Source organism: Mesorhizobium sp. LNJC391B00 (genome assembly GCF_000502535.1).
In the GTDB taxonomy this organism is placed as follows: domain Bacteria; phylum Pseudomonadota; class Alphaproteobacteria; order Rhizobiales; family Rhizobiaceae; genus Mesorhizobium.
Genome location: NZ_AYWI01000021.1, coordinates 1 through 12,323, shown reverse-complemented (window position 1 = coordinate 12,323; position 12,323 = coordinate 1). Strand labels below are relative to the sequence as shown.

General features: G+C 57.2%; 9 protein-coding genes and 2 pseudogenes. 9 read left to right on the top strand and 2 right to left on the bottom strand.

Annotated elements, in window-relative coordinates; translation table 11 throughout:
- The first annotated feature begins 158 nt into the window (after positions 1-158).
- From X750_RS1000000163895 to X750_RS1000000166590, 7 genes and pseudogenes are all read left to right on the top strand, one after another.
- A complete protein-coding gene (locus tag X750_RS1000000163895; RefSeq protein ID WP_023748860.1) occupies positions 159-848 on the top strand; it encodes a universal stress protein in 690 nt (229 codons plus the stop codon).
- Positions 849-2,144: 1,296 nt separating this feature from the next.
- On the top strand, positions 2,145-3,314 hold the full coding sequence (locus X750_RS135685; protein ID WP_050588824.1) for a TlpA disulfide reductase family protein: 1,170 nt from the start codon (positions 2,145-2,147) through the stop codon (positions 3,312-3,314).
- A gap of 331 nt (positions 3,315-3,645) precedes the next feature.
- Positions 3,646-4,104: pseudogene (locus X750_RS01000000163450) on the top strand (NifX-associated nitrogen fixation protein).
- A 23-nt stretch (positions 4,105-4,127) separates the two neighbouring features.
- Positions 4,128-4,331, top strand: a complete 204-nt coding sequence (locus X750_RS135690) for a CCE_0567 family metalloprotein (protein WP_023748856.1) — start codon at positions 4,128-4,130, stop codon at positions 4,329-4,331.
- Entirely contained in the window at positions 4,328-4,645 is a 318-nt protein-coding gene (gene fdxB, locus X750_RS135695) for a ferredoxin III, nif-specific (protein ID WP_031243711.1), read from the top strand. Before X750_RS135690 ends, fdxB begins: the two co-directional genes overlap by 4 nt.
- Entirely contained in the window at positions 4,617-4,994 is a 378-nt protein-coding gene (locus X750_RS135700; protein ID WP_348524496.1) for an exopolysaccharide production repressor protein, read from the top strand. Before fdxB ends, X750_RS135700 begins: the two co-directional genes overlap by 29 nt.
- 305 nt (positions 4,995-5,299) lie before the next feature.
- A pseudogene (locus tag X750_RS1000000166590) lies at positions 5,300-5,712 on the top strand (aminocyclopropane-1-carboxylate deaminase/D-cysteine desulfhydrase family protein); the annotation flags it as partial.
- A gap of 925 nt (positions 5,713-6,637) precedes the next feature.
- Here the strand turns inward: X750_RS1000000166590 and X750_RS135705 are convergent.
- Positions 6,638-7,864 (bottom strand): acetyl-CoA carboxylase biotin carboxylase subunit family protein, encoded by a 1,227-nt coding sequence (locus X750_RS135705; protein WP_031243707.1) that lies wholly within the window; start codon positions 7,862-7,864, stop codon positions 6,638-6,640.
- 1,882 nt (positions 7,865-9,746) lie between these two features.
- On the opposite strand from X750_RS135705, the gene ectB reads away from it, so the two are divergent.
- Both ectB and X750_RS135715 read left to right on the top strand, forming a co-directional pair.
- Complete coding sequence (gene ectB / locus X750_RS135710; RefSeq protein WP_031243705.1) at positions 9,747-11,006, top strand: diaminobutyrate--2-oxoglutarate transaminase; 1,260 nt, start codon at positions 9,747-9,749, stop codon at positions 11,004-11,006.
- Positions 10,996-11,838: a hypothetical protein gene (locus X750_RS135715; protein ID WP_023748849.1), complete on the top strand. Its 843-nt coding sequence runs from the start codon at positions 10,996-10,998 to the stop codon at positions 11,836-11,838. The genes ectB and X750_RS135715 overlap by 11 nt, the downstream gene beginning before the upstream one ends.
- A gap of 284 nt (positions 11,839-12,122) precedes the next feature.
- Here the strand turns inward: X750_RS135715 and X750_RS1000000166660 are convergent.
- A partial coding sequence (locus X750_RS1000000166660; protein ID WP_156932478.1) for a hypothetical protein occupies positions 12,123-12,323 on the bottom strand: 201 nt, incomplete at its 5' end.

Below are 12,323 nucleotides of genomic sequence, written 5' to 3'. Positions count from 1 at the left end.
TGACCACTCCGATCAGGATGTCAGGACAGCTGCCAGCTTGTGTGCCGAAGTCGGCGCGTATCTTTCCGTACTGGTGATGTCGCCTCCGCCGCTCGTGATGCTCGCCTCGGCCGCTAGGCGGTGGCATCCCCGAGTGGCCTGGACAACGCGCACACGCCATGCCGCACTGGAACACGGTACAGGCAAAGAGATTTTCACAGGACACGGCCAGTTCGGAAAAAACATCCAGCGAAATTCACAAACTGCTGAAAGCCACGTGGCGGTGCGATGATGTCGATATTGCGAACTGCGACCAGGCCAGCATCGGTGACGCGGTGCGACAGCGGGCGCTCTGCAACGATCTGACAATCGTCGGCCCCGCACTTCTCAACGACATTAAAGTCGGTCCTCTTGTTATCAACGGCAGCCCTGTTCGACACCGGAAAGGCGGTGCTTGTCGTGCCGGAGGCGCTGAGGCGACTCTGTCTCCACGGCGCGTGCTGGTCGGCTGGGATTCGCGAGTCGAGGCGTCCCGTTCGATTCGGGAAGCGCTGCATCTACTAGCCGGTGCTGAGGAAGTTCGTGTCGCACTAGTGGATCCGGAGGCGCCCTGCACCGGAAATGGAACCGAGCCGGGAGCTGATATCGCTGCCTATCTCACTCGGCACGGTGCTCGGGTGCCGGTTGACCTGCTGGCGAGCGCCGGAAAATCGGCAGCCACGGTGCTCGCGCAGCACGCAGTCGACACGTCTGCCGACATGATAGTCATGCGCGCTTATGGCAATCGCCGGCTGCGTGAGCGGCTCTTCGGCGGTGTCGCGAGATGGATAGTTGGGAAGCCGCCATTGCCGCTGTTTTTGGCTCGCTGACTGGTTCTGAGGCAACACCGTTGCTTTTCGTTCTACTCACCTGGCCTGATGCGAAGTCGGAAAAGGTGGCGGGAACGCGCAGGTTTCGCGAAGCTCACGAGCAACTTGCAGACGCCATCGCGAAGAACATTCGCGGACGCCTCTAACGCGCTCGGTGTCTGCCCGCCGAGACAAGCCGTAACGCGCAAACAAACGATCGGGCAGAAGCCCGGGCGTCCTCATGCGCTCAAAACACCGATACTCAAGCCGCGTCAGGTCGAGAAAGAGAGCCGTTTCAGCGCGGCAGGTCCGCGTTCGTACCGTAGACTCAACGTATTGGCGTTATCACGATTTCCTTCACCACTGGCCGGGAACGGAACACGGCAACGACCGTGCAGCGGCCAAGGCACCGACCTTCGAATCCGACGGTCGGGCTCTTGCCGGCCGTCGCCGCGCGAACGGTGGCATCAATCACGTGTCATCGCCCTGGGATGGTAGCCGGGTCAGCGGCGAGGGCGGCCGCATCTTCAGCGTTTTAGTCTGCCCGGCCCACCGCGTGGCGACCGAGCGGCCTTGGGGCTGGTCAAATTCCGACAACGCTCACATTCGCACCAGGCGGTCGCTGTAGGACCTGTGCACAGGGATACAGAACAACCCGGGAGAGTTCACCGGCCCGGCACATGGCGGCAGATCTTGGCTCTCTTCGGCACGATCATCATGTCGATCCGGGTTATTTCGCGACACGCAGCCGGACATGACCGGCTTCGTCGTGAAACTCTGGCGTTGCCAGCCAGGAATTCAAGCGCAAAGCGGAAGAGGTAGCGCAGAGGCGATGCTCGGAGGGAGCGGCCCCTCCAATCGCATGGCGTTCCGCTGAGCGACCGGAACGGCAAGAGGCTCAAGCAGGGCTTGAGGCGGACGGTGATGACGTGGCTGGCGCTAGCCAACCCGGTCATGATGTCCATCTGTCCGTCCCTATATGTCGAGACGTCCGTGGCCACGCTTCTGTGCCGACGCGAAGCGGGTGATGCGTGTCCAAGACCTGACAATGGCAGAAAACATGTCGCGACTACTACAACCGGCTATCTGAGCGCCCCGGAAGCTTTTTAAGTATAATCAGCATTTACTGCACGCCGAGCGCGTTGGCACGACCTTTGCGAATTAAGTTTCAGCAACACTGAGTGAAGGCCTCAATGCACGCAGATGCGCAAGACGAGCGATGCTCTCCCTTCGTTGAACCCTCGTGCCACGTCTCAAAGGGGAACAAGCTTGCCCATAAGGTCACGCAAACCTTTGGCAACAGCTTTGGAGGGCAAGATGATGTTGCGGATGGGGTCACCGGCTCTTTCGATCAAAGTGGAGGACTGGCTGCGTTGCGAGCCCCTTGCGGACTTCCAGCCCGGCAAAGTCTATATCGTCGAATTTTGGGCAACTTGGTGGGGACTATGTGCGGCGGAGATGCTCGAGCTGATGCAGCTACAGGAGAAATACAAGGACAGCGACCTTGATGTCGTCGGGATCGCGGCTGATGAAGACGCTCCAACGGCCGTCGAGGCCCGGACCAAGTTGGATGCGTGGTTGGCCGAAAATTGCCCGGATCTGAATCATCGGATTGCGTTCGGCTTCACAGGCGAAATGAAGAAGCTTTGGAGGGAACCCAGCTTTTGCGTCGGGGTTCCGACCTCGTTCGTAGTCGACCGAGACGGCTGCATCGCCTCTATCGGTCATCCGAGTAAACTAGGTGAGGTTTTGCCGAAAGTGCTCAACGGCAGCTGGCGTACCAGCAACAAAGCGAAAGCGGCCGATCAGGAGCGGATCGCAACAAGCGAACCCCTGGTGCGCGGACAAGCGTTGAAGAAGCCGATCGATGACAGGTTCTGGGCGGCGGTGAAGTTGCAAGATTGGAAGACGGCGCTCTGGGCTATCGAAGAGGGCATTGCCTTGATGCCGGACGACCTCAATTTCCGCCTGGCTCATGCGCATCTGTTGCTTCACAAAATACAAGACATGTGGACCGGCTTGCCCGTGATGCGGCAATTGGTTCGCGACGCAATCGACAAAAATACCGAGGATTGGATGGTTTCGGCGCTAGACCAACTTTTCCATCCGGCCAATAACCATTCGCGCCTTCCCCCTGCTGAGCGCTTCGCGATGGGCAAGGAGCTGTCCGAACACATCCTGGCCCTGAATCCCCCGCAAGGCGACAGTCCCAAATTCCGGTCCTATCCCCCGGTCGCCCGGTACTATCACGAGAACGGCAACAATGATCGCGCGATCGAGTTGGTCGAACTGGCACTGATGTCGCTGGACGGTCCGGACCCTATCCTAGCCGAATTGAAAGAGCAGCATCTGCGGGATTTGCTGCAGGCCCTCGCCAAGTACAGGGGTGCGAAGGCTTGTTGCGGCGCTCTCTTTGCCGCTGCGCAAAACAGTTTCCCGAAGGTGACAAAGCGCGGTCGGCCAAGGAAGAAAGATAAAAAAGGGTGATTGGTCGATGGCTTACTGGCCAATTCGTCCATTTCCCTGGCGTGACCGCAGCAAGGAGGGTCCATGCAGCACTTGGTCGATCGTTTCCAGCAGGATCGAGGCTCGAATTTTCATGGCCTCCCGCATTGCGGCGGAAGCGATGTTCGACGCGAATTCGCGTGGAAGACTTCGCAGCCGACGTGTTGAAGGTCGGCTGAGGACATCAGTTGTGTGGAATCAGCGGCGCCGAGCCAGGCGTCGGCTGCGCAAGTGTGCCCGAAGTAGCCGTCCCAGAAAACAGACATCGTGCTTCGAGGAAGAGGACTGAAATGAGGAGAAGGCGAAATGTCTGATGCGCGGTCAGCCCGGCTGTCACGAGGACGAGGCGGCCCTTGCCACCCCGTTCGTCAAATGCCTGGTGCGGCTGATCCGTGCTCAAGACTCCTACGGCTCATGGGAAGGCAAATCGGACGCCGAACTGCTGGCGAACTTCATCGTCACCAGCAGCATCGCCGTGCGATGCTTTTCATGGGCGATCCCGAGCTCGACGTGCTGTGGAGGCTCGACTTCTTCTACACCCAGTCGGACTCGCGATCGAGAAGCGCTCCGGCCTTATGACATCGCCAATGATAAACATGAAAGCTAGGGGGGCTGCGGACGATTGCATTTTACAGCCGGGCGGTTGGGTCGCTCTGTCGAGACATCCACCCGGTTCGGCTTCGAGACGCTCAGGCACCTGGCGGAGGTCGGCACGAAACTGATCGATCCGACTGCGGCCATCGAAGCCTATCCCCACGTGGCACGGGCGTGAAGAAACCGTTTCGGGAAGGATCTATGTCAAAGCTAGATGAGATGGGGACGAAAGTCCGAAAGCTTCAGCTGCGCGCGGTAATCGCCAAGATGAAATTGCACGACCTTGCAGAGAATCTCCCGGGAACATCGACGGAGATAGAGGAAGTTGCCGAGCAAGCGTCGGACGTTTTTGCCGAGTTGGATGGTGCCAGGAGAGAGCTCGCTGCCATGAAGAAGTTACTATGAGGAGCACATTCACCACCCGCGACGGCTCCGGATGGATGCCGGAATATCTCACCGCTATAGACGGCACGACCTGCATCGGCTGCGGCCGCTGTTTCAAAGTCTGCTCGCGCGAAGTCATGCATCTTTACGGCGTCGACGACGCGGGTGAAGTCCTCCGCGCCTGCGACGGCGAAGACGACGATTTCGATGGCGAGCTCAATCGCACAATCATGGCCGTGGATCATCCTGGCCGCTGCATTGGCTGCGGAGCCTGCGCCCGCGTCTGCCCGAAGAACTGCCAGACCCATGTTGCGGCCGACAATGTCGCTGCATGATGGTGGACAATCCAGGAGAACGGCATTGCCCTTCAGAACCTTCTGTCGCGTCCTGGGAATGGTCCTTTGCAGCACCGCTCTGACCGTCTACTTCGCTTCTCATTCCATCGGCACAGTAGTCCTCACGTCGCTGGCGTGTTCGCTGCTCCTTCAGCTGGCGTATTTCGCAAGCGTGCTCTTTCTGATCTGGCGGTCTGGCCGCGTTAGCCGAGCTGGCCAAAGGGCTGAGCATTTCGACAGTTGCAAGGAAGTAGGGTCCGAGCCGCCAGACCTTGATGAGGTGACGAATGGATCTGCAGATGTGCTCCAGCGCGATCAAATGCTGGCCATATCGCTGCTGCTGCCCTGAGGCGACATGACAAGGTCAGTGCTCAAGCCGGCGAAATTTTGGATCAACTATGAACATTGAGCAGATATTAGAAGGAATACTGGTGAAAACAATCCGGTGATTGTAGTAATCCAGGAGATGCAGTTCTTGTATCCCATACGCATTGGTTCTCTCGCAGGCCCGCGTGCGGTTGCAACTCTCAATGACGAACGAGGCGCTGGAATCGTAAATAGGACTCTTGGCGCCGGAAATGCAGATGACGTCAAATCAAAGACGCCTCCATAGAATCGTGGATGGCTCATTCAGCTCCATCGCGTGTTGCCGGAGAGAATATGCTCGATACCGGCGGCGTGCAGTCCAACCACACGCGCATGGTCGCCGCAGTCGCCGCCAAGATTGGCATGAAATGTTTCTAGGTTCAGGAGAGCGGGGTACCCCATGAGGATGCCGTCTACGATGCGATACCAGCTGGAGCGTCTGTTCACCCGAACGGCGGCCTGGGCTAGGTGGGGTTCGCGGAGGAGGTGCGCGCTCAGGACAAACAGCTTGGGTTTGCCTTCGGCTATATCGTTGTTTGCACGGGGTTCAACCCATGCCGGCATGCTCGTCCAATTCGCCCATCACAGTCGACGCGCAATGTGTCAGTATCGATGCCTCTGCCGCCCCCGCAAAGACCAAGGCGCAGGTGCTAAAGATTGCCCAAAATACAGCGGAGCTCGTGGATCTCGGAACGGAACTTGTCGAGACGACGTGGTGTTTGCTCTGGCGTGTGAAATCTGACGCTTGGTACCCAGTGGAGCACGGCCCGATGGCCCTTTTCGCGGAAGCGTTCCCATCCGTGCAGCCGTCTGCGATTAACACCGTCAGGAAGTCTGCGACCGACGACCCCTGCCGCTCAGCCGAAACACCAATGAAGACTGGGGCTCGACATGGATATCGAGAATTTCGCAGCTCCTTCGCAGCAACTGCGCGTGCGCCGGTGGCCTTCGAAGCGCCACGATACATCCCCTAGCCATGAGAAGCCGGCCTGGCGGAAGGCCGCCCCGCGTATAGGCGTCCGGTAGCGTCTCTTCAGGTCCACAGAGATCTGCTGCACACATGGAATGGCGCGGTGCATCTACCAGACAGGCTGGAGATGATTCGGATCGCCGCCCTCGAATGCCACAGGTATTATCGCCATCGGCGCCGACCAGCATTTTTCCCTGAAAATTTAGGTGTTCCCGATCCTTCGCCACCTTGGGCGGCTTCCTATACGAGGGCCCTATTGAAGATGCAGGCTTCCGCCGACAGTCGTGGGAGGCCCTGCTTGATAGCCCAAGCTCAAGCACTTCCACATAATAAAGGGCTCAGGAGCCCGCCACGTTGACAGTGCGGATCTCCAGCACGATGACGCCCTGGCAGCTCCTCGGTAATCGCTCTGTCGCGGACCGCCGAGCCCAGATTATCCAGCGATAGCCTTCAGTGGGTTTCCGCCGGCACCGGCTGCAGGTCGTAGATCAGAACGATCGCCGAGGATCATCTCGCGGGACAAGTGCGAGCAACGGAGTAAGGTGCCTATCATCCGCTCGCCAGGAATGCGGCGTCTTCCATTCATTTCCGATAACTATTCTAGCGTCCGCGCCTGGCGCGAGGAGGAGGATGGCAGATTGTGCCTATTCGCCAGCCTATGGAAATGGCCTGATCGACCAATGGAGCGAATCAACGGCACGTTGGAGTGCCTCTTGGGTCTGAGTGTGCCAGGGCGAGGTGGCGATGATATGTCCGATCCAGTCCCGGTAATCGCCTTTCCTAACGATCGGCGTCCCAGGTGGAATATAGAATTTGACTTCGGCAACGCCTGGTACAGCAGCTGCTTGTTTGCCGCCGGCGATACTATCAAGGATGCCATTGCCATCAGCAACTAGGAACCGCGCAGCCGCAATGTGCGAATGCCTTCTGCGCAACTCCCATTTTTCGCCAATAGCAATCTTGATGTGCTCGGTGATCAGATCGATACCGTAAGCCAGCTGAAGCAGTTGGGGAGTGGGCGCGCCATGAAGCCGCGGATTGACTTCGATGACGACTGGGCCACGCTTCGTCCACCGGAATTCGATGCCCGCCGGCCCCCAGCCAAGCCCAAGAGCTCGCAAACAACTCAGCGAAACGTCGGCGATACGTTCATGCTCGTCATCAGTCAGCGGGGCCGGAATGGTGCACGCACGGCAGACGAAATGCGGGGGAGGGCCGTAGTCAGCGGTCCCAATTCCAATGATCTGATCTCCCATTGTGTCTGCCCAATAGTAAGGACCTTCTGCGAATTCCTCGACCAGCACCCTAGGCGAAGACCGCCATTTGTGCTGCCCACCCAACATATAGGTCGTATGTTTAGCTAACTCATCGAGGTCGCGACACAACCGAACACCCATGCTGCCGCTGCCAACAGTCGGCTTGACAATTACGGGTAGTCCGATCTCTGCGGCAGAGCTTTCGACGTCCGCCATGTTCGCTGCCAGGCGATAAGCCGGTATCGGAATGCCGGAGTCCGAGAGAAGCTGACGTTGAGTGAATTTGTCGTGACATTGTTCGATGGATATGGGGTTCGGTCCCGGTAGATCGAAATGGCGGCAGAGCTTGCCAACTGTTGCATAGACCGACTCATCGTGGCCCGAAAAGCCAGCAATGCCAGCAATCTCGTACGTCTCTCCTAAGCGGGAAAATTCGCGGATCAGTGCATCGACATTGTCTGTATCGACTGCGATTGCCTCCATCCCTTCCGCCGCAAGATAGTCGTACTGAGCTGGATTAGTCGACAGGGTGATTGGATGAAGACCAAGACGCTCAGCCGCTTCGACGTATAGCAGACCATTGCCCCTTGAATGACCCTCAAGGAGGATGAATGCTCTTTTGGCCACTGGCTGTTGCTCCCGATTTTTGCGTGCTGTGCCGAGCCATAGCACAGCTTCATCCGGTCCTGATCTCAGACTGAGGTGAACATACCCTAGTCAGCGATCTGCAGTCGCAAAGGTTCGGTGAATTCATTTAAAGGTTCTGTGTAGCGGATCATTTGAACGCAAGGAAGGTTGGCAAACCGCTGGTCGGGCAATGAGACACGAACTGCTCTGCCAGTGAAGAGGTTGAGATTCAATTCGCACTTCGCCTGCCGTTAGGAAATCGTCCACGTCGATGCCTCGCTGATCCGAGCCGACGCAAGCTGGGACAGCTTCGCCGTTCGTGGCGTTCGCATCGATCGTCGCCGAGGAGAGCACAGCGACCACCAATAGCGACGTCCGACACACTCCAACTGAACCTGAACGAAACTCTATCCTAACATCAACAAAGGCCAGTGGTAAGGCCGAGCGCTCCACCAGATAGCATTAACGGAGCGGGGCATACGGCCGGCATCAATGTGCCCCTATGGGCGGCGATCTCATCCGCAGAAACGCTCATTCCTTTGCGCGATTGATCCATGGAGGGGAGGCAAACCAACATCAAACTGAGTAGCCAAGGTCAACGTCAGACTTAATTTTGCCGAACTAATTGAGGTCGACCGATGGCATTGTGGTTCTCCGTCAAGCCAGCATAGACAACTCCGATCGACTTCCGACATTTTGTGTCGGGTTTGTCGGGTCCGCCGCGCCGTTGGGCAGCCTTTTCATCTCATGCATCGTCAGGGATGGCTGAGCAGCAATGAGAAGGCTCTTGCTTCAGCTCGTGTCAGCTGAATTGGCACGGATATTGAATGTCCTTCGTTGCCGAACCGGTACCTCTAGCCGCCATCGATAAGCCCTTGAAGGACCAAAAACCTGCTCACAACAAATATTTCTGGTTCTGGCGGCCAGAAATTGCGGAAAGCTTAGATGCCTGTAACCGCCCATGCGGAAAGGATGACCGCCATGTCAAGTAGGACGAAGAAGGAACATTACTCTATATTAGATGATGACGTCGGTTGCGCAAGAATAATCAATGCGCGAAACGTAAAGATCGCGAATGCGGGAGTGGACAGAGGGCGTGGCGTATTTTCATCCCGTAATTTTCTGCCAGGAGAAGCAGTCATGATCGGGCTAATCGACAAATTTGAGGAAGAGAGGACGATATATAGCATCCAAATAGACTGGACCATTCACGCTACATTCGAGGCGCCAGTCGTCTTCTCGAATCATTCTTGCAACCCAAATCTAGCGGTGGCTCCTAATCGATTCGGGGCCTATGATTTTATTGCTCTTCACGAAATCGCTCGTGATGTCGAACTGACCTGGGATTACGCTACCACTGAATTCGATTCGATTGCGGTACAAGTCTGTCTTTGTTCCTCGAAAAATTGTCGGGGTGCGGCTGGGGGGTTCTCCACGTTGCCTCCTGATCATCCGATGCTCTCGGCGGGGTTTTACGCTCCCTACCTCCAGCGGCCGTCCGGACGCTTTCCGAGGGGGATAGGAATGTTTGGAAAGTTGGTTGGCTCCTAGAGCACGACCTTTGATCGACTGATCGGTTGTGATGTGACAGCAGCGTTTTGCTCATTCGAGGTCCGGCTCTGGAGCAGATGCCGTAGTCGGTGCTTAGCGGACAACTCTAGAAACCGGCTCGTGTAAACCCGTTCTCCGAAAGGGATCGGCATGCGGAGCTGCATGACGACGCTGGAGGCTTCGGAGCGCATCTGTGCAGCAGACGAAACGCAGCGGCTAGAGGGAAAATTTTCGCTCGGACTGCGTGGTCTTCTAAGTGGAATGAAAAACAGACCGACCAAAGGCACTTAATCGTCTTCGTTGAACGCGACGCTTACACAGGGACCCTAAAATGAACACCGACGCTTTTACGGCTCATGAGTCTAACGTTCGTCGCTACGGACGGTCGTTTCCTGCAGTCTTTACGAGGGCTCTTGGAGCGACAATCTGGGACGAGGCCGGTAACCCCTATATCGATTTCCTCGTAGGCTCCGGCGCACTAAACTACGGACACAACAATCCAGACATTATTGCACCGGCAATAGAATATATGACTGGGGAGAATATTCTGCTATCTCTAGACATGTATACAGTGGCAAAGCGTGAATTCATTGAAGTGTTTGTGGATTCGATCTTGAAGCCTAGGGGCCTTTCCTACAAAATACAATTTCCTGGGCCGACCGGCACAAACGCCAACGAAGCAGCGCTGGCGCTGGCGCGAAAATACACCGGCCGCTCAAGCGTCATGGCCTTCACAAATGCGTTCCACGGCATGTCGCTCGGCTCCCTGGCGGTGTCGGGTTCGGCGTCAACCAGGGAACTGGGCGGCGTTGCTCGCCACGATGTGATCCGTGTCCCCTACGACGGCTACCCCACGCAAGCTTTCGATTCCGCTAGCTACATCGACTATGTTTTAGGCGACCCGGGGAGCGGCATAGAAAAGCCAGCCGCAATCATTCTGGAGACTATCCAGGCAGAAGGCGGCCTGAACACTGCATCTGCAGCATGGCTCACCGAAATTCAGCGCATTTGCCGTACGCACGGCGTCCTCTTGATCGTCGACGACATTCAGGCGGGTGCGGGACGAACGGGCGATTTCTTCTCATTCGAGTTCGCGAAGATCGACCCCGACATTGTATGCCTTTCGAAGTCCCTAAGCGGTTCAGGTAGTCCGTTCTCCATTGTTCTGATTCGCCCCGACTTGGACATTTGGAATCCCGGAGAACATAGCGGGACTTTCCGAGGCAACAATCTCGCCTTCGTGAGTGCAGGGGCGATGTGCATACTGTGGTCCGACACGCAGTTCACTGCATCCGTTGAGCGGACAGCCGCCAAACTACAGAGAAACCTTGATCGCCTCGTTGCCAAATTTCCCAAGTGCATCGAACAAAAGCGCGGCCGCGGTCTTATGGCCGGCCTCAAGTGCCGTTCGCAGGCCATTGTCGGCCGTGTGCACGATGTCGCATTCGAAAATGGCCTGCTGATCGAATCTTCAGGACCAAATCGCGACGTCATCAAAGTCTTCCCACCGATAACCATCACCGATGACGAACTCGATCATGGCATCGCCATCCTTGATCACGCACTAAAGGAGCAAGCCAATGGAGACTAAACAAGTATCCCAAGCCCCAGCCACCTCGCCTGTTGCGATCAGAGAACGAACTGGCTCGATCAGCTCTGCGGACGTCATCTCAGTCCTGAAAGGTGAGATCACCGCTTTGCACATCAGGCAAGCTTTCAGCACCGAAATAGCCGAGGAGATTACCGCGAACTTCAGTGGCAGTCCCGGTCTCAAGGAGCGTAAGGATGGCGTCCCCGGACAATATGTCGGCGCATCCCACTACAGGAAGGATGCGGCCACCTATTTCGCAGAGGCGGAAACTGCCCGACCGTACGTCGATGCCCTTTTTGAGAGTCTGGTTGATCCGGTCCGAGCATTATTCAACGCGTTGAAGCGCGAGCTTCGCAAACAGGGCATTGAATTGCGGCTGGCCCGTTCGGAGCACGGTCAGGCTAATGTTTGTCGCGCTCTCAGTTGGTCTGGCAGCGGCACATTCTCCTTGGATCCCCACGATGACGTCGCTCAAGTATTATGTGCTGGGAACGATTACGAGCTTTCTGCGGTGGCGCACAACACCGTGGCAGCACTCAACTTCTATCCCAGCATGCCCGAGGAAGGTGGCAATCTGCGGCTCTGGAGCCACAAGCCGACAGTCACCGACCGAAAGTCTCAAGGTGTGGAGACTACGGGCTATCCCTATTCGGCAGCCTATCTCGAGGGTGTTCCTTGTCGCGACTTCCAGCTCAGGGCGGGGGATATCGGCCTGATCGATGGCGGTTTCGTTCACGGGGTCACCGGTCAATCAGGCAACGGAAGGCGTCGCCTAGTGCTGAACAGCTTTTTCGGGTTTGCTCGCCCGGATCTTGTTCTCTGGTGGACCTGACGTTGGATGTTGCAGCGGCCGATCGGCTCCCGCAGCCAGTCAAACGATGAACAACCTTCGTAATGGGTGGCCTGCCACGCGGGATCCGACACTCTATTTTATCGGGAACGCGCCGCCGGTCTCCCGCAGCGCGCTCAAGGAGACCGGACGCAGCGCTAGACTGGGAAAGATCCAATCGGCACTCTGGGGAGTATCGAGCCGGCGTCGACAATGCCTGAAGTTGGGCCTGTGGAATGACCCCCTTGAGACCGCCTTGTGCCGCAACGCAAACACCAGATGCGGGCTCATACCGTGTGGACCTCGCCGCAGGGCATCGGCGCCCAAGGCCTTGGTAGTCTGACCACAGTCGTTTGAAGGGTTGTGTGCGTCAAGTTCTGCAAAATGGGGCGGCCATGATGCTGGTCATGCGGTTGGCGCAGAGCGAGCTTCTTGTGCTCGCGCAGGTCGTCCATGTTGATGTATCGGTTGGCCTCCATCCAGTTTTC